Source organism: Tunturibacter psychrotolerans, from assembly GCF_040359615.1.
GTDB lineage: Bacteria > Acidobacteriota > Terriglobia > Terriglobales > Acidobacteriaceae > Edaphobacter > Edaphobacter psychrotolerans.
Map to the genome: position 1 here is coordinate 783,028 of NZ_CP132942.1, position 24,352 is coordinate 807,379.

Sequence of the window (24,352 nt, forward strand, 5' to 3'; positions counted from 1 at the left end):
CGGAGAGGATTGATCTTTTTTCGTGACGTAATGGCAGAGATGTGTAACTGAGACTGCAACTCTTTCGGTTTAACACGGAAGTGGTCTTTCATAATTGCTGCCTGTGCGGCTAATCTCATTAGTGTTCCGCCGTTTTTTGGCGTGGTGTTGCTGCGATGTTGGGCCCGGATAGCGAAAGGGCACGGCGAGCTTACTTTTCATCTTCCCGTGGTTGCGGCGTAGAGCGGTACAGAATCCGCGGAGAGAGCATGTTGTTCGGTGTGGGACGCGCGAAGAGATGCGCGCGTGTGAGGAACGTTGTGCGGGCCTGGTTGCTGTGGTGTTGTGCCGCTGCGGTGCTGGGCGCGTGCGCGTGGGGCCAGAGCTCGGTGGATGGGGCGGTTAGCGGCTTTGTGGTGGACGCGACGGGTGCTGCACTGGTGGGCGCGGTGGTGGAGGTGCAGAACGTCTCGAATGGATTTGTCGCCGTTGCGAAGACTGTGGGGAAGGGCGAGTTTGTGGTGGGACATTTGCCAGCGGGCGAGTACCGTGTGGTGGTGGACTATGAGCGGTTCGCGAAGCTGACACTGGAGCCTGTCGTGGTGGACGTTGGGGGCGTGACGTCGGTGGAAGCGCGGCTGAAGGTTGGTGGGGTGGTGAGTTCGGTGGATGTGACAGCGGTGCCTGAGGCTCCGGTTACGGTGACTGTGGATGAGGCGGCGTCTGTGGCCACGACAAGCGTGATTACGCCTGAGGAGATAGAACGAACGCCCGCGAATGGGCGGCGATGGCAGACGTTTGCGCTGTTGACGCCGACGGTGAACGCCGATCCGGATGGAGATGGGCTGCTGAGTTTTCGCGGGGTGGCTTCGACGCAGAATAGCAGCAGGATCGATGGTGGGGATGACGATCAGAGCTTTGGCGCGGTGCCGCGAGGGACAGGTGGAGAGAGTGCGGCAGAGATTGAAGATGCGGCGGAGACGGGGTCGTCGCGGCGCGTGAGTGCGGGGAGTGTGGATGGAGGCGGCGGGTATGGGCGGCATGCGGGGGCGGCTTATACGTTTTCGCAGGAGGCGGTGCGCGAGTTTCGGGTGAGCGGGCAGAACTACTCGGCGCTGTATGGGCATGCGGCGGGGGGGATTATTACGACGGTGTCGAAGAGCGGCACGAATGCGGTGCATGGGACGGGATTTTATCTGGTGCGGTCGAGTGCGTTTGGAGCGACGAATCCGTTTTCGATTCAGACGACGTATGTGGATGGGGTGAGTTCGAGCGTGGCGGTGAAGCCGTATGATCTGCGGCAGCAGTTTGGGGGGAGTGTTGGTGGGCCGGTGGTGCGGGACAAGCTGTTTTATTTTTATACGTACGACCAGCAGCGGCGGTCGTTTCCGGCGATTTCGACTCCAGAGGATCCGAACTTTTATTCGCTGACGCCGACGCAGAGTGCGTTGTTGGGGAACAGAGGGGTGACGGCGACGAAGGTGAATGCGGCGCTGACTTATCTCGACAGCCTGACGGGAACGGTTGCGAGGCGGCAGGACCAGACGATTAACTTCGGCAAGATGGATTGGCAGGCGGCGGAGCGGCATCGGCTGAGTGTGCAGTATGACCGGGCGCGGTCGAGTGCGCCTTCGGGGGTGCGGACGGCACCCGTGGTGGATCTGGGGACGGGGAGCCTGGGGAGCAGCTATGCGAAGGTGGATTCGCTGCTGGGGCGATGGACGTGGACGGTGTCGCCGCGGGTGAGCCATGAGCTGCGGGTGCAGTATGGGCGGGACTTTCAGTATGAGACGGCGGGGAAGCCGCTGCCGCAGGAGCCGGCGGTGGGGCCGGATGGATTTGCTCCCGAGATTGCAATCGGGCCGGATGGATTTACGTTTGGGACGTCGAGTTCGCTGGGGCGGACTGCGTATCCCGATGAGAATAAGTTGCAGCTGGCGGATTTGATGACGGTCGTGCGTGGACGGCATCAGCTGCAGATGGGTGTGGATGTCAGCTTTGTGCATGACTACATCTCGAGTTTGAGTAATCTGCAGGGTGCGTTTCACTACGACAGCGGGATCACGTCTGGGCATGCGGGCGGGTTGGTGGATTGGATTACGGACTATACGTTCAATGTGAATGCGTATCCGAACGGTGGTTGTCCGTCGATTACTGCCGCGGTGCATGAGTTTTGCTTTCGGTCGTTTACGCAGAGCTTTGGGCAACAGGCGGTGACGTTCGATACGCAGGAGTGGGCGGGATTTTTGCAGGATGAGTGGCGGGTGCGGCCGGGGCTGACAATTAGTGCCGGTTTGCGTTACGAATATGAGCTTTCGCCGCTGCCGCAGACGCCAAATGCGGTGTTGGATGCGGCGTTTGGGCAGACGGGCGCGACGAGCGTGTTTCCGGAGGATCGAAATAATTTTGGGCCGCGAACAGGGATTTCGTGGGCGCCGTTTGGGTCGGGGCGGGTGACGGTCCGGGTGGGGTATGGGCTGTTTTATGGGAGGCTGCCGGGGGCTACGGTGAAGAGCGCGTTGGTGAATACGGCACTGCCGTCTTCGACGACGAGTGTGCAGATCTTACCTACTACGGTTACAGATTGTCCGCAGGTGGCGAATCAGGGGTTTGGGTATGCTTGCTCGTATGTGACGACGCCTCCGGCTGCGGTGGCGAAGACAACGTCGGCTACGGTGTTCGATCGAAGATTTCGGCTGCCGATGGTGCAGCAGGGCAGTTTTTCGCTTGAGAGGGAGGTGGGTGCGGGGACGGTTGCAAGTGCGACGTATCTGCTGAATCTCGATCGGCAACTGCCGAACTCGGTGGATATTAATATTGCTCCTTCAACGGTTACAAAAGAGTTTCAGCTTCAAGGTGGGACGGGCGCCGTTGGAGTTCAGGATGGCGAGACTTTTTTGGTGCCCTTCTATTCGCAGAGGGTGAATACAAACTTTGGGCCGGTGACCGATCTTGTTTCGAATGCGGATGCGAGTTATAACGCGCTGGTGCTGGAGGCGCGGCGGCGCAGTCGCGGAGGGTTGGAGTTTCGCGGGAGCTGGACGTGGGCTAAGGCGATTGACTATGGGCAGAGCGGAGGAGCGACGCCGCGGACGAACGGGCAGTTCGATCCGTTCGATGTGCGGTATGACAAGGGACTGTCGGCGTTGAATTATCCGCACAAGATTGCGGCGAGCATAGTGTGGGAGCCGCGCTTTTCGATTGAGCAGCACTGGTTGAGAAGTACGATGAATGGCTGGGCGGTGGCACCGATCTTTACCGAGACGAGCGGAAAGCCTTATAGCCTGGATATCTTTGGTGGAACGAGACTGACTGGTGGACACGAGAGTATCAATGGGGCGGGTGGTGCGGTGTATCTGCCGACGGTTGGGAGGAACACGCTTCGGTTGCCGGATACGGGGCGCGTCGATCTGCGATTAACCAAGGCGGTGATGGTGAGCGAGGGTGTGAAGGTGCGCGGCGTGGCCGAAGCGTTCAATCTGACGAATCGGGTGAACTACTCTTCGATCATGCAGCGTGCTTACCTGGTGGGAACAGAGGTGAATGGTGTGACGCCTCTGGTGTTTCAAAATGCAGCGGCGGTCGCTGCGGAGGGTCTGAATGTGCAGCCTTTTGGGACGTTCACCGCGGCCGCGACGGGACAGTCGCCGGAGCGGCAGGTGCAGTTGGGTTTGAGGGTGGAGTTCTGAGGGAAGATGTTATCGTCCTGCCGGACGGGCCCACTGCGCGTGGGGCAGTCACTTCGTGACTTGTGTACCCTTCTCCGGTCCTCCGTTGGTCGGGGTTGGCATCTCTGCTCGAGCGAATTAATGACGATCCGGCGCTATAGGCTGCAGGAAGTTCTGATGGTCTGACTGCCCTGGATTGAGGTCGGGCGAGTTATCTGGGCGGGAGGCGAAGCGAGTGGTGGGGAACGCGTCGGGGTAGTTCTGCTGAATCCACTCGGCCATCTTTTCGCGGACGAGACAGCGGAGGTCGAAGTTTTCGCTGGAGTTGCGCGAGCTCATGAGGCAACGAATTTCCATGGAGCGGTCTGTGAGGTTGGTGACCTGAAGACCGCAGGTTTTGTTGTTCCAGAGCGGCGAGGGATGGACGATGGCTTCGAGTTGCTGGCGGAGGGCCTCGACCGGAATGGAGTAGTCGACGTAGAGGAAGGCGGTGCCCATGATGTCGGAGGACTCGCGGGTCCAGTTCTGGAAGGAGTTTTCGATGAAGTAGCTCAAAGGGACGATGAGGCGGCGGAGGTCCCAGATGCGGATGACGACGTAGGCTGAGTTGATCTCTTCGATTCGGCCCCACTCGCCCTGGACTACGACGACGTCGTCGATGCGGATGGGTTCGGTGAGGGCGATCTGAAGGCCGGCGAAGAAGTTTGCGGCGGTGGATTTGGCTGCGGTGGCGATGATGAGCGAGGCGATGCCGGCGGAGGCGAGGAGGCCGGAGCCGTAGTGCCAGATGCGGGGGTCGTTGAAGGTCCAGAGGAGGGCTCCGATGTCGATGATGACGACGAAGCTAATGAGCATGCGACGGAAGAGCTGGAATTGGGTATGAACGCGGCGGGCCTGGATGTTGTTTTCGGCGTTGAGGTCGTAGCGCCGCAGCATGATGGATTGAAGGACGTAGATGCAGCCGACGGCGAACCAGCCGAGAGAGGCGACCATCGCCATGACGAGGCACTGGCGGATGGTGTCTTCCATCTTGTCGGGCAGGCCGGAGATGATGGGGAGGATGAGGAGAAGACAGGTGAGGAAGAAGATGGCGCGGGCAGGTTTGCCGAGATAACGATGCAGGCCCCAGCCGAAGGTTTTGTTCTCTTGCTCTTTACGGCGCAGTATGCGGAACAGGATGTAGTGCACCACGTTTGCGAGCACGATGGCCGAACAGAAGAGGAAGATGGCCAGGAACCATGTGTGGCGGAAGTGAGGGAATGCGAGCCACAGCAGGGGGGCGTGCGGTGCCGCAACGTAAGCGGGGCTGGGGATGAGGCGATTCAAGATTGCTCCGTCTCCTTCGTCAATTGGATACAACGAAGCTGAGAGCAGTTTAAATGCTGCGGGCAGAAATAGGTTACAGGGCTATTTCTGTTGGAGATGGTCGAGACCGTCGAGGATTGCCTCTTCGAGGGCGATGCGCTGGTCGGAGTAGGAGTGGTCGGTTGCCAGGTGGATGGTCTTAACCTCTTGATTGCCTGCTTTGTGGAGGGCTTCGACGAAGGCGTCGTTGGAAGGGGCGAGGCCGTCGTCGGAGGTGATGACGAGGATGGGGCGGGTGGCGAGCTTCGGGGCGAGTGCAGGGACGTTCCAGGCGGCTGCGTTGGCGGCTACTTCTTTGGCGAGACCTTCGGGAGTGCAGCCGGCGAGGGGAGCCATGCCCTCGGCTGCGAGTCCGGCTGCGAGGGCAGAGATGGCGGCTTTTTGCTGTTCAGGTTTGATTGACTGCATTTTGTCGACGCCCATATCTGCTGCGGAGATGAGGCCCACGGCTTTTATGGACGGGTCTTGCGCGGCGACGTAACGGGCGAGGAAGCCGCCCATGCTGTGGCCGAGGAGAACGATGTAGGACGGGTCGGCGCGCAGCTTCTTAGCGTTGGCCGGGTCACGCAGATAGGCGATGGCGGAGTGGGTGTCCTCGATGGAGTGAGTGAAGGAGAAGTTGCCGGGTGAGCCCCATGAACCGCGATAGTCGAAGTAGACGACGGTCCAGCCGGCGCGGCGAATGGCTTGGGCGAGGTCGAGATTTTTCTCGTTGCCAGGGAAGCCGTGGAGGAGCAGAACGACGGGGTGGGGTCCGGGGCCGGGTGCGATGTAGGCGAGGGCGTTGAGGAGGGCGCCGTGGCTGGGGATCTGGAAGGTTTCGAAGCCCGCGGGGTTGGTTGTGTCGTGCGCGGGGTCGGTGGTGATGGCTGCGGGAGCCTGGGCTGCGGTGGGCAGAGTTGCGGAGAACGATGCGCCGAGGATGGCTGCTGAGAGGACGAGTCGCAGGGTCATGCGGTGATTGTATGCGGTGTTTGTGTGAGATCTATGCTGTTTGTTAGAGCCATTGGAGACGGCGGGGTTTGAAGTTAAGGAGGTTGCGTGCTTTTTCGTTGGTGGCGCCTCGGAGTTTTGCGTTGTAGTAAACGGCGTCTTCGCCTGCGACGGCGCGTGCCATTTCTTCTGTGATGTGCGGCGGTTGTGGAGCACCTACCCAGGCTGCGAACTTTGGTACGCAAAGGTGAACGGGCGTGGGGTCGTTGTCGACGATGTTGTAGATTCCTGGTTCGGCGGTGAGTGCGGCTGCGGTTGCGATGGCCGCGTCTTCGATGTGAACGAAAGACCAGACGGCGAGGCCTTCCCCGACGATGGGGAGCTGTTGGGCGCGAGCCTGATCGGCGGCGCCTCCGTCGGGGCTGTACCAGGTGTTGGGGCCGTAGAAGAAGCCGTAGCGTAGGACGATGCCCTCTATTGGCTGCGGTTTGAGGGTTCGCTCTTCGATTGCGGCGTACATCTGGGCGCTGGCGGCTACGCCTGGGCTTGCGTCGATGGCGAGACCTACGGATTCGTCAGCGAGACCGGGACCGGCTTTGAGGTAGAAGCCGCTCCCCTGTTGGATGTAGCGGCGGACTCCGCATGCGAGTGCGGCCTGGTGGAGATTGCCGCCGCCTTCGAGTCGGAGCTTGCGGTCGCGTGCGGAGTAGGCGGGGAGGTCGACGGGATTTTTGGGGAGCGAGGTCAGCTCGTCGATTACTACCTCGGGTTGCGATTGTTTTAAAGCTTTTTCGATGGAGGCGCGATCGAAGGCGTCGGCGATGGTGGCGGAGGCACCCTGTGCGGCGAGTTTTTTTGCGCCTGCGTCGGATTGCGTCATGCCGGTGACGGAGTGGCCGAGGCGAATCAGTTCGGCGATCAAGGGTTGTCCAATTGCTCCGCTTGCTCCTGCGACGAAGATTCTCATAAGAAAGTCTCCCGTTTTAGCGAATTGGATTCTTGTGGGAGGAAAAGGTCGCCTGGTTGTTCTTGATAGGAAAAGAGGCGCTGTGGCCTAGGAATGGAGCGAGAATCTTCGAAATGGGTGCAAAGGCTTTTAGAATAGGGAGGTGAGCTTTTCGGAACAGTTTGATGTGGTGGTGGTCGGTGCGGGGCACGCTGGTTGCGAGGCGGCGATGGCGTCTGCGCGGATGGGTTTGCGTACGGCGATCTTTACGCTGAATCTGGATTTGATTGCGCAGATGAGTTGTAACCCTGCGATTGGCGGGATTGCGAAGGGGCACCTAGTGCGCGAAGTGGATGCGCTGGGCGGGGTGATGGGCGAGGTTGCGGATGCTACGGGGATTCAGTTTCGTCTGCTGAATACTTCGCGCGGGCCGGCGGTGTGGTCGCCGAGGGCGCAGTGCGATAAAGCGCTGTATCGCGTGAAGATGCGCGAGGTGTTGGAGGGACAGAAGAATCTGTTTATCAAGCAGGCCGAGGTGGTGGACCTGATTGTGGAGGACAGCGAGTCGGCGAGTCAGCAGGGCGCCGAGTTTTCGCCAAAGCGAGTGGCGCGTGGGTTGAAGCTGCGGGATGGGCGGGTGATTCATGCGGCGGCTACGATTGTGACGACGGGAACGTTTTTGAATGGGCTGATTCACTGCGGGGAGCAGCAATATACGGCGGGTAGGAGTGGGGAGCCGGCGAGTGTGTTGCTGGGTGAGAGTTTGAAGCGGTTGGGGCTGCGTGAGTGCCGTTTGAAGACGGGGACGCCGCCGAGGCTAGATGGGCGCACGATTGATTGGAGTCAGTTTCAGGAACAGCCGGGGGATGAAGATCCGACGCCTTTCAGCTTTCGGACGAAAGAGATTCCGCTGCGGCAGATCATGTGCCATATTGCGCATACGACGCCGGAGACGTTGCGGCTGATTCGAGAGAATGTGCACCGCTCGCCGATGTATACAGGGCAGATAGAGGCGATTGGACCGAGGTATTGTCCGTCGATTGAAGACAAGATCGTGCGGTTTCCGGAGAAGACGCGGCACCAGTTTTTTCTGGAGCCGGAGGGGCTGAATACGCACGAGGTGTACATCAACGGCATGAGCACGAGCCTGCCGATGGAGATTCAGGCGGCGATGGTGCGGTCGATTCCGGGGCTTGAGAATGCGGAGATGCTGCGGCCAGGGTATGCGATTGAGTATGACGCGATCGATCCTACGGAGCTGGATCGTACGCTGCGGGTGAAGTCGTTTGCGGGGCTTTATCTTGCGGGACAGATCAACGGGACGAGCGGGTATGAAGAGGCGGCGTGCCAGGGTTTGATGGCGGGGATCAATGCGGCGCTGGCGGTGCGGGGTGAGGATGGATTTACGCTCGACCGGACCGAGGCCTATACGGGGATTTTGATTGATGACTTGATCAGCAAAGGGACGAATGAGCCGTACCGGATGTTTACTTCGCGGGCAGAGTTTCGGCTGCACCTGCGGATCGATAATGCCGACAGCAGGCTGACTCCGCATGGGCGGCGGCTGGGACTGATCGACGATGCGTTGTGGGCGGAGTATGAAGCGAAGCAGGCTCGTGCGGCTGCGTTTGAGAAGTTGTTGAACACAGAGCGAGTGAAGACGGGTGAGTTACCGGGTTCGCTGTTGGAGAAGTTGGATGGTGATGCAGCGGGAGTGAGTGGGCAGACGTTTGCGCAGCTTTTGAAGAGGCCAGAGGTGCCGGTTGAGGAGGTTGCCCTGGTGCTGCGCGAGCGGCTACGCGGGGGCGATGAAGTGTTGGGTGGCTGGGTGGCGGCGATGGATGCTGCGAATGGGACGAAGCTGCCTGCTTGGGTTCGGAATGAGATGAAGACGGTGGAGACTGAGATCAAGTACTCGGGGTATCTCGACCAGCAGCGGCGCTCGATGGAGAAGATGCGTCGGGCGGAAAAGCGGGCCATTCCTGGGTGGTTTGATTACTCGTCGGTGAGCGGGCTTTCGAGTGAGATGAAGGAGATCCTTGCGAGGGTGCGGCCGGTCACACTGGGCCAGGCTAGCCGGATTGCCGGCGTTACACCTGCGGCAGTGAGCTTGATCCATGTGTATATCGAGATTCAGGGCCGGGCTCGGGTGGCTTAGGTGCGGTTTGTCCTGCCGGACGGGCTCCCTGCGCGGGAGGCGGTCACTTCGTGACTTGTGGACCTTTTGTGACAGGTTTGGAGCGGTCCTCCCGTTGGTCGGGTTAGTAGCTTTTTATCTCCTGCCTCGTTTTGATGAGTAGAACGAATGGGTTGCGAGCGTACTGGGTGGAAATGTAACCGCGGAGAGGGTTTTGGCGTCCAACCTTAAGTCGGGAGAAGAACAATGACGTCTGCGGTGAAGACAGGGTTGATTGTGCTGGTGGTTGTTGTTGCGGTTTTTATGCTGTTGGGAAGGGGAAAGCGAATGGTGATGGGGGCTGAGAGAAAAGAGCCGATCCCGGCTCCGGCGATGGATGAGCCGCAAACGGGAGCAAAGCATGAGACTGCAGTGTTTGCTGGTGGTTGCTTCTGGGGCGTGCAGACTGTGTTTCAGCGCGTGAAGGGCGTGACGGATACTACTGCGGGTTATTCGGGCGGAGCGGCGTCGACTGCGACGTATGACCAGGTTTCGTCTGAAGGCACGGGGCATGCGGAGTCGGTGAAGGTGGTGTTCGATCCGGCGAAGGTGAGCTATGGCACTTTGCTGAGGATCTTCTTTTCGGTAGTGCACGATCCTACGCAGTTGAACCGGCAGGGGCCGGATGTGGGGACCTCGTACCGGTCAGTGATTTTTTATACGAGCCCGGAGCAGGAGAAGATCGCTAAGGCCTACATTTCGCAGCTGGATGCGGCGCACGTGTTTCCGAAGCCGATTGTGACGGATGTGACGCCGTTGAAGGGGTTTTACGACGGGGAGGATTATCACCAGGATTACGCGGAGAAGAATCCGAATAATCCGTATATCCAGGTGTGCGATGTGCCGAAGATGGCGGCGCTGAAGGTGCAGTTTCCCGATCTGTTTCAGGATTACAAACACAAATAATTTTCGGGGCTCTCTGCTTATGGTGAAGGGCCCGTTTTCAAGGGTATTTCAGAAAACCACGTCGTCTGGACGTGGTTTTTTGCGTGGCTGGACGTGGTGGGATGTGTGGTGGATGTGGTGTTTTAGCACCGTGGGTTTTGGTGGCTAAAAATGTGCCAGGTTTTTGAGATTTATTTTGGCCCGGGTGCTCAGACAAAAGCAGATCCCCTTCGGGGATGACAGCAAGAACTGCAACTGCAACTGCAATTGGCCCTGCGCCAACGTGACGGGTTGTTATTGGGTGACTTCGCCCTCGGGTTCGTCGGTGGGGTTTTCGATTTCGGCTTCGAAGCCTTCGAGGAGGCGGTTGAGGAAGGCTTCGGGGTCGGTGCCTTCGTTCTGGAGCTGGTGGGCGAGGGCGATGTGGCGGGCAAGGTCGGCGAGGACGATGCCCCATGCGAAGGGGTCTTCCCAGGCTCCGCTGCGGATGCTGACGTGTTGGGCCTGGTTGGCGATCCAGACGCGAAGGACTTCGAAAGAGGCTTTGTCTTGTTGCGCTTCTTCGGGAATGGTAAGAACTTTTTCGACGCCCATCTTTGCTCCTGCGCAGGTTAGGTTAGGTCCTCTTACCAGCGTATAACGATTGGGTTTGAGTGAACCAAGGACGGTACTTATGAACCCTTCGATGATCTACGTGCAGTCGTAAACTAAAGACTCAGAGTTGGTTTATCCACAGCTTGCACAGCGCCACCAGCCTTCCACAGGCATGGAGCTTAGGGTAGAGAGACCCGGGTGCAGGTAAGGTTAAAGATTCATGGCTACATACCCCCATATTGTCGGAGAGCAGGAGCGACCCACGTCGGTGCATGCCGAGATGACTATTCTCGGCGGAATGCTGGTGGAGCCGGTTGCGATCATCGACGCGACGATGCTGCTGAAGACAGATGATTTTGCGCTGGACTCACACCGGAAGATCTACGATGCGATGCTGCATCTGGTTGAGGTCGGGCATGCGGTCGATATTGTCACGGTTGCCGACTACCTGAGTAAGAAGAAGGAACTCGATTCGGTGGGCGGCCTGCCGTATCTCGCTTCGCTGAGCGAGGGGTTACCGCGGAAGCTGAGTATCGAGAGCTATGTTCGTATCGTTCGCGACAAGAGCCTGATGCGGCAGTTGTTGACGGTTTGCGATATGGGGATGATCGAGGCCTCGGACCAGAGTCGCGAGGCGATCGATGTGCTGAACCAGGTGTCGAGCCGGTTGACCGAGATTTCGGAACATGCGGTGACCGGTGGGTTCTCGGATATCACGGCCATTGTGAAGGAGTCGTTTGGGTCGATTGATGCGCTGTATGAGCAGGGGCGCGAGGTCACGGGGCTGGCGACGCACTATCTCGAGTTTGACCGGATGACGAGCGGGTTGCAGGAGTCGGAGTTGACGATTATTGCGGCTCGGCCTTCGATGGGCAAGACGGCCTGGGCGATCAATATTGCGGAGAATGCGGCGGTGCGCGGAGGGAAGGTTGTTGCGGTGTTCTCGCTTGAAATGAGTAAGGCGAGTCTGCTGCGCAGAATGCTGGCCTCGCAGGCGCTGGTGAACTCGAAGGCGATTCAGACCGGGATGCTGATGCGCGACGACCGTTCGAAGCTGGTCAGCGCGCTGGAGCGGCTGATGGAGTCGAAGATGTTTATCGACGATACGCCGGGAATTACGCTGGCGGAGATGCGGGCTAAGGCTAGACGGCTGAAGCAGCAGCATGGGTCGCTGGACCTGATTGTGATTGATTATCTGCAGCTAATGACGGGCTCGGCGGGGGGACAGAAGGGGTTCGAGAATCGCACGCAGGAGGTCTCGGCGATCTCGCGTGGGCTGAAGGCGCTGGCCAAGGAGATGAAGGTGCCGGTGGTGGCGCTGTCGCAGCTGTCGCGTGCGAGTGAGCAGAGGGGTGGCGACAAGAAGCCGCTGCTGAGCGATCTGCGGGAGTCGGGTTCGATTGAACAGGATGCGGACGTGGTGTGCTTCATTCATCGCGAGGAGTACTACGATCGCGAGAATGAAGACCTGAAGGGTAAGGCTGAGATCATCATTGCGAAGCAGAGGAATGGGCCTACTGGGAGTATTCAGTTGGCGTATTTGGCGGACTATACGCGGTTCGAGAATCTGTCGCATTCCGGGGATTCGGGCGGATATTAATTCCTTGGGTTGGTGGGTTGTCGTATCGCTTTCTGTAAGGCGACTTAGCGGAACCTGTTGCTGACTTTGAGTGGAATCGTCGATTTGAATTTTGGATCTTCGTGCTGGCTGACGTGCTATAAACTGCGCTAGCGATTAGCGCGAATCTTATGGATGCTGCCAACCAGCGGGACCTGCTGTTGCCGGATGCTCTGCCGTCTGTTCTCGGTGAGGCCAAGGTCAGGGGCGACCGGCCGTGGATCTTCGGTCTGCTTGTCGCGCCGTCGGCTGTGGTTGCCAATGGGATCGTACAGGGTGGTGTGCTGGGATATCTGCTGACGCAGCAGGGCATGAGGATCGACGTCGCATCCCATTGGCTCTCCATCCTGGCGCTACCTACCTCGCTCTATTTTCTCTACAGTCCGCTGACAGACTTCCTGCTCAAGCGGCGTACTTGGCTGATGCTTGGTTCGATCGGCGCTGCTGTGCTGATGCTGCTCGCGTTTCACCAACAAAGCATCGCGGCGCCTGCTCCACTGCGGCTTATTCTGCTTAGCGGATGCCTTACACAGCTTGTGTTTGCGAGTTGTGGAGGCATGATGGGAACGCTTCACTCGGACAAGTCCCGGCACACCGCGTGTGGTTTCTTTCAGGCTGGCTCTCTGGCTTTCGGCGCGCTTGCAACGTGGTTATTGATTCGCGAAAGCACGCGCATGCCTGCGGCATCGCTTGGCTGGATGGCAGCCGCCATGATCGGACTTCCGAGCGTCTTGGCTTTTTTCGCACCGCATCAGCCCGTGGTGCGTAGCTCCGGGCTTCTGCAGACGCTCAGGATTCTGGGTCGCGAGTGCAAGGCCACCTTTCTGCGCTGGGACTCCGTTCCCTATCTGATATACGTGCTTTTGCCGGCAGGCACCGGCGCGGCGATTGGACTACTTCCGAGCATCGCGCAGTCTTACGGCATTAGTAGTGACCAGATTGCGTGGATGAACGGCTTGATAGGAGCCTTCGCGATTGCCGCAGGCTCGATGGTGACAGCGCTGTTTCCGACTCGTTGGGGAATCGCACGTCCTGCTCTCGTTGTCTACATTTTGAACGCACTGATTCTTGCCGGAATGGCGTTTGGGCCGATGCGGCCGTGGAACTATCTCAGCGCTACGATCCTGTATCTGTTTACGACGGGCTGCTGTTACTCGACCTCAACTGCGATCGCACTTGAGTTCATCGGAGAATCGGGCAAGAGCGGCAGTGGACGTTTCTCAGTTATCAACGGCCTCATCAACGTTCCGGTGCTGCTGATGATCTCTGTTGATGGATGGGGTGCGGCTCGATGGGGAGCACGTGGGTTGCCCGCCATCGAGTGCGTGGCAGCTCTGGCGGCGAGTATTCCTATGTTGATTTTCGTCTGCCTGCGGCCACTTCGTCCTACCGTGATCGAGACCACACAAGTCGAATCGTGATGTCGTCAGTTGGCGATGGCCGGCTGCGATTGTGTTGAGTTAGGCGATGGTTTCGGATGGGATCTCACCAGTTTCTAAAATCTGATTCAGAACGGGTATTCGACTGAATTTAAATGTTGGTGTGTCCTGGGCTTAGAATCCGGTATCGCTCAGGAGGTTTCCAAATGAATCTCAAGTGGATCCGGTCGGCCGCAATCGGTCTTGTTCTTTCGACACTTTTTATGGTGCGATGCGAAGCTGACGCCCAGAGTAAGGCTGACGAAAGTTCTGTGAGAAATGTACCGCGGGCATTTGCAGCGGCATGGGCCAAGCATGATGGGACGCAGCTTTCAAAGATCATGTCCGAAGATGTTGACTTCGTAAACGTCTCTGGCGAGTGGCTGCGTGGGAGGTCGGATTTCGCTCTGTTTCATAGCCGGCTTCTGTCTGGGCGCTTCAAGGATTCGACAGTCACGCCTTTGACGACTTCGGTGCGATTCCTGCGGCCAGACCTGGCGGTGCTTCACTGGAGTTGGAGAATCGACGGCGACAAAAACCTCGACCTGACGTCCCGTAAAACACGTTTTGGCCTGTTCACGATGATTGTTGAGAAGAAGGATGGGACGTGGTTGGTTACTGCGGCGCAGAATACCAATCACGTTCCTCCTCCGAATCCGGACCCGGAGATGGAAGGGATTAAACTGGGCATCCTCTTCCCAACGGAACAGTAAATCATTGATTCCCGCTGCACCGCAGTCGGGTCCGGACGGCTGCGGTTATGGCTTGGGAGCTGCGCCGATTGAGTTGAGGTCGGTGATGGTTTCGGCGGGGAGTTGGAGGGATGCGGCTCCCAGGTTTTCGCGGAGATGGGTTAGCGACGAGGTGCCGGGAATGAGAAGGATGTTGGGTGAGCGATGGAGGAGCCAGGCCTGGGCCACCTGCATCGGGCATGAGTTGAGGGACTCTGCGACGTCGTTGAGCTTCTCGGATTGGAGTGGGGTGAAGCCTCCGAGGGGGAAGAACGGGACATAGGCGATGCCTTGTTTTGCGAGGTCGTCGATGAAGGCGTCGTCGTGGCGGTGGGCTATGTTGTAGAGGTTCTGGATGCAGACGATCTTGGCGATCTTCTGTGCTTCGGCGAGCTGGGTGGGCGAGACGTTGCTGAGGCCGAGGTGCTGGATGAGGCCTTGCTGCTGGAGTTCGGCTAGTACGGTGAGGGGTTCGGCGATGGAGCCTTCGGTGGGACGCTCGATTCCGCCTACGCGGAGGTTCACTACGTCGAGCTTGTCGAGGCCGAGGTTGCGGAGGTTGTCGTGAATGCCGTCGATGATCTCCTGCCGGGAGAGCGCGGGGATCCAGGATGCGTCTGCGCCGCGGCGGGCGCCGATTTTGGTGACGATGACGAGGCCGTCGGGGTAGGGATGGAGCGCTTTTTTGATGATCTGGTTGGTGACGTGGGGGCCGTAGAAGTCGCTGGTGTCGATGTGATTGACGCCTGAGGCGATGGCTTCGCGAAGGACGTCGAGGGCGGTGTCCATGTCGCGCGGTGGGCCGAAGACGTGGGGGCCGGCGAGTTGCATTGCGCCGTAGCCCATGCGGTTCACGGTCATGGTGGTGTTGGGGAGTGTGAAAGGGCCGCCAAGTTTGGCGTTGAGTTCGGTTTGCTGCGTCATTCTGTTGCTCCTCTTATTTGTTCGTGAGTTGCGGTCGTCGTGGCTACCTGTGGTTAGATGAAGAAAGCCTCAGGTAAGGAGTTCGCATTTGCCTCAACGTTCCCCAATACTGTTAGAGCCTCGTAAACACCCGGTTCAGGCACGGTCGGCGGCGAGCGTGGACGCGATTCTTGAGGCCACCACTCAGGTTTTGCTGAGTGTCGGGAAGGAACGGCTGACCACGACGAAGGTGGCGTTGCGGGCGGGTGTGTCGGTTGGGACGTTGTATCAATACTTTCCGAATAAGAGTGCGTTGCTGCAGGCTGCTTTGACGCGTCATCTCGACGAGGTGACGGCGGCGATGGAACGCGTGTGCCGGGAGCAGAGGGGGAAGACTCTGAAGGAGATGGCTACGGCTTTGATCAATGCGTTTCTTGAAGCGAAGATGCGGGATGCGAAGACGAGTGTGGCGCTTTATTCGGTGAGCTCGGATGTGGATGGGGTGAAGATTGCGCAGCAGAGGGGATTGCACACGAACAAGGCGGTGGTTGGGATGCTGGCGACGTCGTGCGAGCCGTTGACAAAAGATCCGCAATTGGTGGCTTCGATGATGCAGAGTGCAATGGCTGGAGTTAGCCGGCGATTGCTGGAATCGGCTGCTCCTGAGAAGCAGTTTGAAGCTTTGCGGCAGGAGCTGATCTTCTTTGTTTGTGCGTATTTGGACGCCTGCTCGGTGGAGTCGCTGGCTACGGCTCAGATTTGAACCAATTGAGTAATCTTTGCTGCTTCTGAGGGTGAAGATCGCTGAAGACTACTGACAGCACGGTGTCAGGAGGGTGTCAGTAAGCTGACTCTGTGATCGCTACTAACAGAGGAGGCAGTATGAAGGGACAACCGAAGTCTGGCGCGGTGTGGTTTGAGATTCCATGCGCCGATCTGGATCGGGCAGCGCGGTTCTACGAGACGATTCTCGATCGCAGAATGCATCGTGAAGAGTTTGGTGAGCCGAGGGATTTGATGAGAGTGTTTCCTGCGGCTCCGGGTGGCGTGACCGGGGCGCTGGTGAAACGGCCGTTTCGCAAGCCTGGTGGCGGCGGGACGATGGTTTACCTGAACTGCGATGGGGAGCTCGACGCTGTGATTGGGAGGGTTCGTGACGCGGGAGGTTTGATTTTGATGCCACGGACGCTGATTCCTGGGCATGGTGCCTTTGCCTGCTTGAAGGATTCGGAGGGGAATCATATTGGGTTGCATACTTCGATTTGAATGCTCAATGCCCGCCGCGCGCTGGCCAATGCCCGCCGCGCGCTGCTCAATGCCCGCTGCGCGCGGGGCGGTCACTTCGTGACGGGTATACCCCTTCGGGTGGCGCTCCCGTTGGTCGCGTGGCGAAGCCGGTGTACACCCCACGAAGTGGGTAGGATGGGTGCATGAGACGGGCCGATAGACTCTTCCGGATTGTACGGATCTTGCGCGGTGGCAGATTGCAGACGGCGCGGATGCTGGCGGAGAAGCTGGAGGTGTCGGAGCGGACGATCTATCGGGATGTGCGTGATCTGCAGATTTCGGGGATGCCGATTGAGGGGGAGGCCGGAGTGGGGTACACGCTGCGGCGTGATATGGACCTGCCTCCGCTGATGTTTACTCGGGATGAGTTGACGGCTTTGGTGCTGGGTGCTCGGATGGTACAGGCCTGGGGCGGGGCGTCGAGCGTGGCCTCGGCTGACCAGGCGTTGCAGCGGATTGAGGCGGTGCTGCCTGCGGATCTTCGCGAGCGGGTGGACGCGATTCTGATGTATGCGCCGGGGCACAGGATGGTGCAGCCTTTGAAAGAGCGGCTGGATGTGCTGCATGATGCTTGTATTGGCCGGCGAGTGCTGGGGTTTGGCTATTCGAAAGAGGATGGGCAGAACAGCGAGCGTGAGGTTAGACCGCTTGCGCTCTATTTTTGGGGTGGTGCGTGGACGCTGGCGGCGTGGTGCGAGCTGCGGAAGGATTTCAGAGTGTTTCGAATTGACCGGATGCAGGAGGTCCAGGTGTTGCGGCGCGAGTTTGTGCAGAAGAAGGGGCAGCGACTCGAGGACTTCGTGCGCGAGGCGAAGAAAGGGGCGGCGGTGTATGACGCCGCGATCCAGGCAGTCGCCGTGCAGAGTTAGTTCAGGGCGTAGGTTGCCGGCCGGGAAGAGTCGTCTACTGGATAGGACTGCAAGTTTGCCGCGTTCTTTTGAGAGAGACACTCGGAGACTCGCTTGAGCATGTCGGTGGGATGGACGGGCTTTGTCAGGGTGGTGAAGGTGTGTCCGGCTTCGCGAGCCTTCTCGAGCAGATCGACGGTCGCGGCTTGTCCGGAGAATAGGAGGATTCTGCAGGTGGGAACGGACTGTGCGAGGGTGATGGCGAGTTCGACGCCGGTCATTCCGGGCATCATGACGTCGGAGATGACGAGATCGGGTGGGGTGCTTCGTGCGATCTCGAGGGCTGCGAGGCCGTCGTAGGCGGTCATGGTGGAGAAGCCACTGCGGGAGAGGATCATCGAGAGGGTGTCGGCGATGATGCGTTCGTCGTCAACGATCAGTATGAGCGGCTTATTTTTATCGGGGAGGGCCACGACGTCTTCGGTGGGAACTTCGGCTACTGGAACGACTTCAAATTTCAGATTGTTAGCCACGGTCTTACCTCATGAACAAACCCTAGACTTCTTTTTCTTATATGGGTTAACTCTTTTAAATGTGTAGGTTATGCGGGAGCTTAGGCTCTGCTAAATAAAGCAACCGATAAATTGAAGGGTACATCTATTTAGTGTTACGTTATTTTTACGTTAGGTTTAGAGAACGATCACCCCCAGGGGGAACCTTGACTAGCGACGAAGTGTCTTTGAGGGGAATGAAGTTCGAGTCGGTGCTGCAGGCAAATGTTCCCAAGGGCAGAGATGGGAAGCACAAGGAGATCATCACGCAGTTGTTGAGCGATATCGCTCAGTTGGCTCCGGGAAGCGCGCTGAAGATTCCGTTGGCGGAGTTGCCGGACTCGAAGGAGAATGTTCGGTCGGCACTGAGCCGCGCGGCGCGGCAGCACCAGATCGACCTTGCTACTTCGAGCAATGATGAGTTTTTGTTTGTCTGGAAGACGGATAAGTAAATTTCTGCTGTAAACGCGGATACTTTTGAATGCTTTGTCCTGCCGGACGGGGCCCACTTCGCGTGGGGCGGTCACTTCGTGACAGGTATATCCCTTCGGGTGGCGCTCCCGTTGGTCGCGAGCTGGTTAGTAGGGGTTGGGTTGGTTGCTTAAGATCTCTTTGCCGCCGCTTTGCGCGATGAAATGGATTTTGCCCGGTAAGGTGGGGACGGGTTGGGAGAGATCCTGCCAAAGGAAGATGCGGCGGGGTTCCAGCCACTTGAGTTTGAGCGAAAGCGCGTCCTCGAAGATGGGTGGGGCGTCGGGAAAGAAAGATCCGTACCAGAGGTTCGAGCTGCGGCCGTCGAGGATGTGAAGGTCGTTGCGGTGGAGGTAGAAGCCTAGGGTGCTGGCGGCTTCGTACTCGCCGTGGATGACGATGAGGTCGTTGGGTTTTAGTTCGGGTTCAATGGCGGCGGCTAGCTGGCGGGAGCTTAGGACGGGCGAGAAGATTTGGAGGCCGATGTGGGCGGCTAGCAGGAAGGCGAAGGTGGCGGCGGCGAGGCAGAGGTTTGCGGCGTGGGGTTGGTAGTTGCGGCGGAGAAGCCAGCTGGCGAGGGGGCCGGCGAAGAGTGCGATGGCGGTGAGGATTAGCGGATTGCGGAAGGCTCCCATGGCCTGGGCGTTGAGATCGAGGAAGTGGCCGAAGGAGAGGGCGTAGTCGCCGGGATTTTGTTTGAGGAGTGAGGCGAGGTCGGTGCCCGGGATGGGAGTGTGGGAGTGGAGGAGAAAGAATCCTGCGGTGAGGGCGGCTAGGGAACCGAGGATTAGCAGGACGGTTGAGATGCGCTGGCCGGAGCGGACGAGGAGGTTGGGGACGGTGAAGGACTCGGCTTCAGTGGCTTCGTCATTGAGCCATGCGGCGATGAGGAGGATCATGCCGGGGAGCGCGGGGAGGACGTAGTACTCCTGCCGGGTGGAGAGGGAGAAGAAAAGGACGGGGATGATGGCCCAGAGGCCGAGGAGGAGGCGGGTGCCTTCTGCGGTTGTGAGGGTGCGGATGGAGACTAGGGGGCGGAAGGCTTTGCGCCAAGGGACGGTGGCGAGGGCGCGGTAGAGGAAGGCGCTCCAGGGCATGAGCCAGATGAGGATGAGTCCCCAGAAGAGGAGGAGGGGGACGGTGTCGTAGTCGCGGGGGACACGGAGGTTGAGGTAGCGGAGGAGCTGCTCGTTGACGAAGTAGAACCAGAGCCAGCCGTGGACGTTGCCGTCGGTGGGGAGGGGGACGGACCAGTGGCCGTGGGAGAAGGTGAGAGCGCCTGGATGGCCCTGGGTGGGGTTGGCTTGGGCTATGAGGATGTGCCAGGGGGCGGCGATGAGGAGGAAGACGATGGTGCTGGAGATGGGGTGGAGTTGGCGGATGCGTTTTATGACGCCGCTAAGATTGCGGCGGGTGAGGATCAAGTGGGCGACGACGATGAGGATTGGGAAGACGATGCCGATGAGGCCCTTGGTGAGGACGTTAAGGGCGCAGCAGGCGGCGAAGAGCCAGCAGAGGGTTGGGCCGGGGTGGGCGCGCTGGACGGGGTCTGTTTCGGTGATCCAGTAGAAGAAGAGGGCGAGGGTGAGCCAGAGGCAGACGTCTGCGTCAGGTAGGAGGATGCGGGTGAAGATGAAGATGCCGAAGCTGGAGAGGGCGATGAGACCGGCGTAGAGGCCGGCTCGAGTTGAGAAAGCGCGGCGAGCGAAGGCTTCGAGGATGAGGGCGAGGGAGAGAACGGTGAGTGCGATGGGGAGGCGCGCGGCGGCGGTGTTGACGCCGAAAAGTTTGAAGCTGAGGGCCATGCTCCAGTAGAGGATGGGGGCCTTTTCGAGGTAGCGGATGCCGTTGGCGTAGAGGGTGACCCAGTCGTTGCGTTGCAGCATCTCGCGGGCGACCTCGGCGTGGACGGAGTCGGCGTCGTCGAGGAGCGGGGGGACGAAGAGGGTGAGGGTTGCGTAGAAGAGGAGCCAGAGGATGAAGAGGATGAGGCGGTTTTTTCGGGCATTCGTGCCAGAGGTTCTTATGGAGACCAGGAAGGGTTCATCGGAGGAGGCCGCGCACATAGGTTGGCGTTAGTCTACGCGAGCTTGGGATGGCTCACCTGTTCTGTTGAGTGGCGGTGAGCTGCCTGTTGCGCAGGAGGTTGCGCTGTTCGCGGCATCGGTCGAGAGCCTGAGTGACCTCGAGATTGAGTGGGGGACGCTCGTCCCAGGGAGCGCGGGGTGATTGGAGGCGAAAGGCTAGTTCTGTGCAGACAGAGAGGTGTGCGGAGGGTGTATCAAGTTGGGCGAGAGTGCCGAAGGCGATGAGGTAGCGTTCGCGCGACCAGTTTTGGCGAAGACCTGTCTCGAGGGTGCTGATGGAGCGATCATATTCTGCGAGGAGAGAAGTTGGAGTGGCGAGTGGTGTGGGTGGATTTGGGGGAGTGGGTTGGTTCTGGGAGTGGGCAATGGGCAGACAAGCAGCGAAGGCGATTGGAAGAAGACGACTTGGCTTCGTCATAGGCATAGGAGCTTAGTGTGTGCTTTCCTCTTTGAGACTCTCTATAGTTGAACCTGGATAGTGACCAGTCGATGAAGGTGCCGGTTTATTTTTTGGAGGTAACGCGGTGAGGTCGAGCGAGCCTGTGGAGATCGCGGGGCCGCCGACGGAGCTGATCTTTGGGGATTGGTATCCGGCGCTGCGTGCGGGGGAGCTGCGAGAGGGCAAGACGGCGAAGGCTCTGCTGCTCGGGGTTCCGCTGCTGCTGGGGAGGAAGACGGGTGGCAGGCTGTTTGCGATGCGGGATCTCTGTCCGCATCGGGGGATTCCGCTTTCGGCTGGATGGTTCGATGGGGAGACGGTGACGTGCAAGTATCACGGGTGGCGGTTTGAACCTTGCAGCGGACAGTGCAGGGAGATTCCTTCGCTGACGAGTCACGAGACGCTGGACCCGACGAAGATTTATGCGAGTGCGTTTCCTTGTGAGGAGCGCGATGGGTTTGCGTGGGTGTATCTGCCTGCGCCGGGGACGGGGCGGGTGGGTGAGGCGCTACCTGCGGTGCCGGAGGTGCCGAAGTTTTCGGCGAAGTTTCGCAGTGCGCACCTGGTGGCGGAGCTGCCTTGCAATGTCGATCATGGGATTATCGGGTTGATGGATCCGGCGCATGGGCCGTTTGTGCATCAGGCTTGGTGGTGGCGGAGCAAGGCGAGTATTCATGAGAAGACGAAGCACTTTGAGCCATTGAACGATGACGAAAATGGCGGGAGGAATGCTGGGTTTCGGATGTCGTCGCATGCTCCTAGTGCGAACTCGGCGCCTTATAAGTTGCTCGGAGTTTATGGCGAGCCGATTACGACCACGATTGATTTTGTGCTGCCGAATCGGAGGTACGAGACGATACGGGCTGGGGAGAAGTGGTTTTCGAGTCTGACCACGGTGACGCCGGTTACGCCTTCGACTTGCAGGATTGATGTGATGGCGGCTTGGAATGTTTTTTACCATGTGCCATTTGTAACTTCGATTGCTACGTTTTTTGGGGCGCGGTTTGTAAGGCAGGATCAGCAGACGATGGTGGAGCAGGCGGAGGGGTTGCGGTTTCATCCGGGGCTGATGCTGATCGATGATGCGGATAAGCCGGCGAAGTGGTACTTCGCTTTGAAGCAGGCGCGGCTGAAGGGGACGGGGGAGCATCCGCTGAGTGGTCCGGTTACGCTGCACTGGCGGAGTTAACTATTTTTTAGGATTGTGTCCTGCCGGACGGGCTCCCTGCGCGGGAGGCGGTCACTTCGTGACTTGTGTACCCTTTTTGGGTTGTTGAACGGCCTTGGGCCTCCCGTTGGTCGGCGGTTAGTCCGTGGTTCGCGCTATGGCTGCTCGGAGGGCCGGGATACCACCGTGATTGACGGCCCCGTGGCCGCAGGCGAAGCGCTCTATGGGGAAGCTTAGAAGCTTGTTGGCGGAGGCTATTGCGGTGGTTTTGCTCCAGGTGCCTACGTTCGGGAAGAACCATGGGGGATAGCCGCTGACGGTGACATGGCCGAGGCTTGCGACGGCGTCTCCGGCATAGAGGGTGCCGTCGCGCTGATCGAGGAAGGCTAGATGGCCGGGGATGTGGCCGGGAGTTTCGATGACGAGGAGCGAGCCGTAGAGTTCGCCTTCGGTGAGGAGGCGTGTGGGGCGCGCGTCGATGCCGGGGAGGCCGCCGCGGATCTCTTCGGTGGACTCGCCCGGTTGGAGAGATTTGTCGGGTGGTTTTTGCAGCAGAGGGAGAGAGCGGGCGTTGGAGGTGAACTCGACTTGCGTTGTGCCTAGTTTCGCGAGGAGGGCATCGACGGAGCCGACGTGGTCGACGTGGGCGTGGGTGAGGAGGATGCGGCGGATGGGAGCGCCGAGAGTGCGAGCGGCTGCGAGGATGTCGTCGGCGGAGTTGGAGAGGTTGGCGTCGATAAGGGTGAAGCCGTCGGTCTCGCGGACGAGATAGCAGTTGACGAGGCCGAAGCGGGTGAGCTGATAAGCGTTGGCGGTGACCGGGGTAGTCTTCATTCGTGGTTGGATGCTCCGATGACAGTTTACGCAGGAACGGCGGGATGGCTGATTCCGCTCAGACGTGGGAGCGAGCGGCTGAGCATGTAACTTGGATGTTTGATTGATGGGCTTTTCTGACATAGTATGTTCCCGCATCCCCAATAAGGCCCCGATTTCAAAGGGATCGTTGTCGCAGCGAAGGTCTCCAGCACTTTGTCAGGCTTGTTTGTGCTTTGTCGTTCCGTTGTCTCAATACGAAAGTCCCGTGATCTAAGGAGAACTGATGCGGTGTATTTTCAGGTCGTGCTCTGCTTTGTGGGTTGTTGTTTTATCTTCCTTGTTCCTAGTCGATGCGGCTGGGCGGTGCGAGACAGCGCAGCAGATGACGCCGCTGCTGCTCGCGGTGCAAGACGCGCCGGTGCCTTTCAAAGGCTCGGATGGGCTTGTGCATCTGGTGTATGAGTTGTGGCTGACGAACGTTTCGAGCGGCGAGGCTCGGGTGGAAGAGGTTGAGGTCTCCGGTGATGGAGGGGTGTTGCAGAAGCTTGATTCGAGTGCTGTGTCACATCGTCTGCAGCCGGCTGGGCTTCGCGAATCCTCGGGAGTGCTTGCGAAGGGGTCGGTGTCAGAACTTTTTCTGAATGTTGTTTTGCCGGCGGGCACTGCAATTCCAAAGCAGCTTTCGCACAAGATTAAAGCGCATTTCGACGCAGCGCCTCCGGGGAGTCAGGATTTCGCTGAGAGTGGTGGCGTGACGGTGCCGGATCGTCAGCCTGTGGCGCAGATCGGCGCTCCGCTGCGAGGGGATCGCTACGTCTCGGCTGACTCTTGTTGCGATGCGACGCGTCATACACGGGCGGCGCTGCCGATTAATGGACGCGTGTACGTGGCCCAGCGGTACGCCGTTGATTGGGAGCAGATGGATGAGAAGGGGCGCATCTATTCGGGGCCTCGCGAGAAGCTGGAGAGCTATACGATCTTCGGCAAACCGGTGTATTCAGTGGCGAATGGCGTGGTGGCGGTTGTCGTCACAGGACAGCCTGAACAGGTTCCGGGAAAATATCCGACGAATATTTCGATTGAGCAGGCGGATGGGAACTCGGTGATTGTCGATATTGGACAACATCATTTCGCGCTGTATGCGCATATGCAGTCGGAGAGTATTCGTGTACGTCCGGGCGATAGAGTGACGGCTGGGCAGGTGATTGGATTAGTGGGAAATTCAGGCAACTCGGTCGCTCCGCATCTGCACTTTCATGTGATGAGTTCGGAGTTGTCGCTGGCGTCGAATGGATTGCCTTATCAGATCGATGAGTTCAAGATCACAGGCGCGACGTTGGGTACGAAGGCCTTCGATGAGGCAGAGGAGAAAGGGGAACCAATTACGGTCACCCCTGTTTCGCCTCCGCGTGTGGTGAAGGATTCGCTACCGCTTGATCAGTTGATTATTTCGTTGACGCCCCGGTGAC

The 24,352-nt window shown here is 59.0% G+C and carries 21 protein-coding genes; 12 read left to right on the plus strand and 9 right to left on the minus strand.

The window, feature by feature from the left end:
* Nucleotides 1-248: 248 nt before the first annotated feature.
* Nucleotides 249-3,668 carry a TonB-dependent receptor gene (locus tag RBB77_RS03155; RefSeq protein ID WP_353064729.1) on the plus strand — a complete coding sequence of 1,140 codons (3,420 nt, stop codon included), beginning with the start codon at nucleotides 249-251 and terminating at the stop codon, nucleotides 3,666-3,668.
* Nucleotides 3,669-3,785: 117 nt separating this feature from the next.
* Here the strand turns inward: RBB77_RS03155 and RBB77_RS03160 are convergent, their stop codons facing one another.
* From RBB77_RS03160 to RBB77_RS03170, 3 genes are all read right to left on the minus strand, one after another.
* Complete coding sequence (locus tag RBB77_RS03160) at nucleotides 3,786-4,973, minus strand: mechanosensitive ion channel family protein (protein WP_353064730.1); 1,188 nt, start codon at nucleotides 4,971-4,973, stop codon at nucleotides 3,786-3,788.
* An 81-nt stretch (nucleotides 4,974-5,054) separates the two neighbouring features.
* Complete coding sequence (locus tag RBB77_RS03165; RefSeq protein WP_353064731.1) at nucleotides 5,055-5,966, minus strand: alpha/beta hydrolase family protein; 912 nt, start codon at nucleotides 5,964-5,966, stop codon at nucleotides 5,055-5,057.
* 43 nt (nucleotides 5,967-6,009) lie between these two features.
* Entirely contained in the window at nucleotides 6,010-6,912 is a 903-nt protein-coding gene (locus tag RBB77_RS03170) for an NAD-dependent epimerase/dehydratase family protein (protein ID WP_353064732.1), read from the minus strand.
* A gap of 142 nt (nucleotides 6,913-7,054) precedes the next feature.
* On the opposite strand from RBB77_RS03170, the gene mnmG reads away from it, so the two are divergent.
* Nucleotides 7,055-9,049, plus strand: a complete 1,995-nt coding sequence (mnmG, locus tag RBB77_RS03175) for a tRNA uridine-5-carboxymethylaminomethyl(34) synthesis enzyme MnmG (protein WP_353064733.1) — start codon at nucleotides 7,055-7,057, stop codon at nucleotides 9,047-9,049.
* A gap of 351 nt (nucleotides 9,050-9,400) precedes the next feature.
* Entirely contained in the window at nucleotides 9,401-9,973 is a 573-nt protein-coding gene (msrA, locus tag RBB77_RS03180) for a peptide-methionine (S)-S-oxide reductase MsrA (protein WP_353067569.1), read from the plus strand.
* Nucleotides 9,974-10,246: 273 nt separating this feature from the next.
* Here msrA and RBB77_RS03185 read toward each other — a convergent pair whose 3' ends face one another.
* Nucleotides 10,247-10,546 (minus strand): DUF5076 domain-containing protein, encoded by a 300-nt coding sequence (locus RBB77_RS03185; protein ID WP_353064734.1) that lies wholly within the window; start codon nucleotides 10,544-10,546, stop codon nucleotides 10,247-10,249.
* 220 nt (nucleotides 10,547-10,766) lie between these two features.
* On the opposite strand from RBB77_RS03185, the gene dnaB reads away from it, so the two are divergent.
* From dnaB to RBB77_RS03200, 3 genes are all read left to right on the plus strand, one after another.
* A complete protein-coding gene (gene dnaB / locus RBB77_RS03190; RefSeq protein WP_353064735.1) occupies nucleotides 10,767-12,146 on the plus strand; it encodes a replicative DNA helicase in 1,380 nt (459 codons plus the stop codon).
* 149 nt (nucleotides 12,147-12,295) lie between these two features.
* Entirely contained in the window at nucleotides 12,296-13,585 is a 1,290-nt protein-coding gene (locus RBB77_RS03195; RefSeq protein ID WP_353064736.1) for an MFS transporter, read from the plus strand.
* 164 nt (nucleotides 13,586-13,749) lie between these two features.
* Complete coding sequence (locus RBB77_RS03200) at nucleotides 13,750-14,295, plus strand: SgcJ/EcaC family oxidoreductase (protein WP_353064737.1); 546 nt, start codon at nucleotides 13,750-13,752, stop codon at nucleotides 14,293-14,295.
* Nucleotides 14,296-14,340: 45 nt separating this feature from the next.
* Here RBB77_RS03200 and RBB77_RS03205 read toward each other — a convergent pair whose 3' ends face one another.
* Nucleotides 14,341-15,237: an aldo/keto reductase family oxidoreductase gene (locus RBB77_RS03205; protein WP_353064738.1), complete on the minus strand. Its 897-nt coding sequence runs from the start codon at nucleotides 15,235-15,237 to the stop codon at nucleotides 14,341-14,343.
* Nucleotides 15,238-15,325: 88 nt separating this feature from the next.
* Between RBB77_RS03205 and RBB77_RS03210 the strand changes: the two genes are divergently transcribed.
* The 3 genes from RBB77_RS03210 (at nucleotide 15,326) to RBB77_RS03220 (ending at nucleotide 17,372) form a co-directional block, all read left to right on the plus strand.
* Complete coding sequence (locus tag RBB77_RS03210; protein WP_353064739.1) at nucleotides 15,326-15,979, plus strand: TetR/AcrR family transcriptional regulator; 654 nt, start codon at nucleotides 15,326-15,328, stop codon at nucleotides 15,977-15,979.
* Nucleotides 15,980-16,098: 119 nt separating this feature from the next.
* Complete coding sequence (locus tag RBB77_RS03215; RefSeq protein ID WP_353064740.1) at nucleotides 16,099-16,482, plus strand: VOC family protein; 384 nt, start codon at nucleotides 16,099-16,101, stop codon at nucleotides 16,480-16,482.
* 164 nt (nucleotides 16,483-16,646) lie between these two features.
* Entirely contained in the window at nucleotides 16,647-17,372 is a 726-nt protein-coding gene (locus tag RBB77_RS03220; RefSeq protein ID WP_353064741.1) for a helix-turn-helix transcriptional regulator, read from the plus strand.
* On the opposite strand, the gene RBB77_RS03225 is transcribed toward RBB77_RS03220, so the two are convergent.
* Nucleotides 17,369-17,884, minus strand: a complete 516-nt coding sequence (locus RBB77_RS03225; protein WP_353064742.1) for a response regulator — start codon at nucleotides 17,882-17,884, stop codon at nucleotides 17,369-17,371. The genes RBB77_RS03220 and RBB77_RS03225 overlap by 4 nt on opposite strands.
* 215 nt (nucleotides 17,885-18,099) lie before the next feature.
* On the opposite strand from RBB77_RS03225, the gene RBB77_RS03230 reads away from it, so the two are divergent.
* A complete protein-coding gene (locus tag RBB77_RS03230) occupies nucleotides 18,100-18,354 on the plus strand; it encodes a hypothetical protein (protein WP_353064743.1) in 255 nt (84 codons plus the stop codon).
* A 126-nt stretch (nucleotides 18,355-18,480) separates the two neighbouring features.
* On the opposite strand, the gene RBB77_RS03235 is transcribed toward RBB77_RS03230, so the two are convergent.
* Nucleotides 18,481-20,439 (minus strand): ArnT family glycosyltransferase, encoded by a 1,959-nt coding sequence (locus RBB77_RS03235; RefSeq protein WP_353064744.1) that lies wholly within the window; start codon nucleotides 20,437-20,439, stop codon nucleotides 18,481-18,483.
* Nucleotides 20,440-20,473: 34 nt separating this feature from the next.
* A complete protein-coding gene (locus RBB77_RS03240; RefSeq protein ID WP_353064745.1) occupies nucleotides 20,474-20,878 on the minus strand; it encodes a hypothetical protein in 405 nt (134 codons plus the stop codon).
* 106 nt (nucleotides 20,879-20,984) lie between these two features.
* On the opposite strand from RBB77_RS03240, the gene RBB77_RS03245 reads away from it, so the two are divergent.
* Complete coding sequence (locus RBB77_RS03245) at nucleotides 20,985-22,088, plus strand: Rieske 2Fe-2S domain-containing protein (protein ID WP_353064746.1); 1,104 nt, start codon at nucleotides 20,985-20,987, stop codon at nucleotides 22,086-22,088.
* A 117-nt stretch (nucleotides 22,089-22,205) separates the two neighbouring features.
* Here the strand turns inward: RBB77_RS03245 and RBB77_RS03250 are convergent, their stop codons facing one another.
* Complete coding sequence (locus tag RBB77_RS03250) at nucleotides 22,206-22,901, minus strand: MBL fold metallo-hydrolase (RefSeq protein ID WP_353064747.1); 696 nt, start codon at nucleotides 22,899-22,901, stop codon at nucleotides 22,206-22,208.
* A 265-nt stretch (nucleotides 22,902-23,166) separates the two neighbouring features.
* Here RBB77_RS03250 and RBB77_RS03255 point away from each other — a divergent pair, with 265 nt between their 5' ends.
* Nucleotides 23,167-24,351 carry a M23 family metallopeptidase gene (locus RBB77_RS03255; RefSeq protein WP_353064748.1) on the plus strand — a complete coding sequence of 395 codons (1,185 nt, stop codon included), beginning with the start codon at nucleotides 23,167-23,169 and terminating at the stop codon, nucleotides 24,349-24,351.
* Nucleotide 24,352 lies beyond the last annotated feature (1 nt).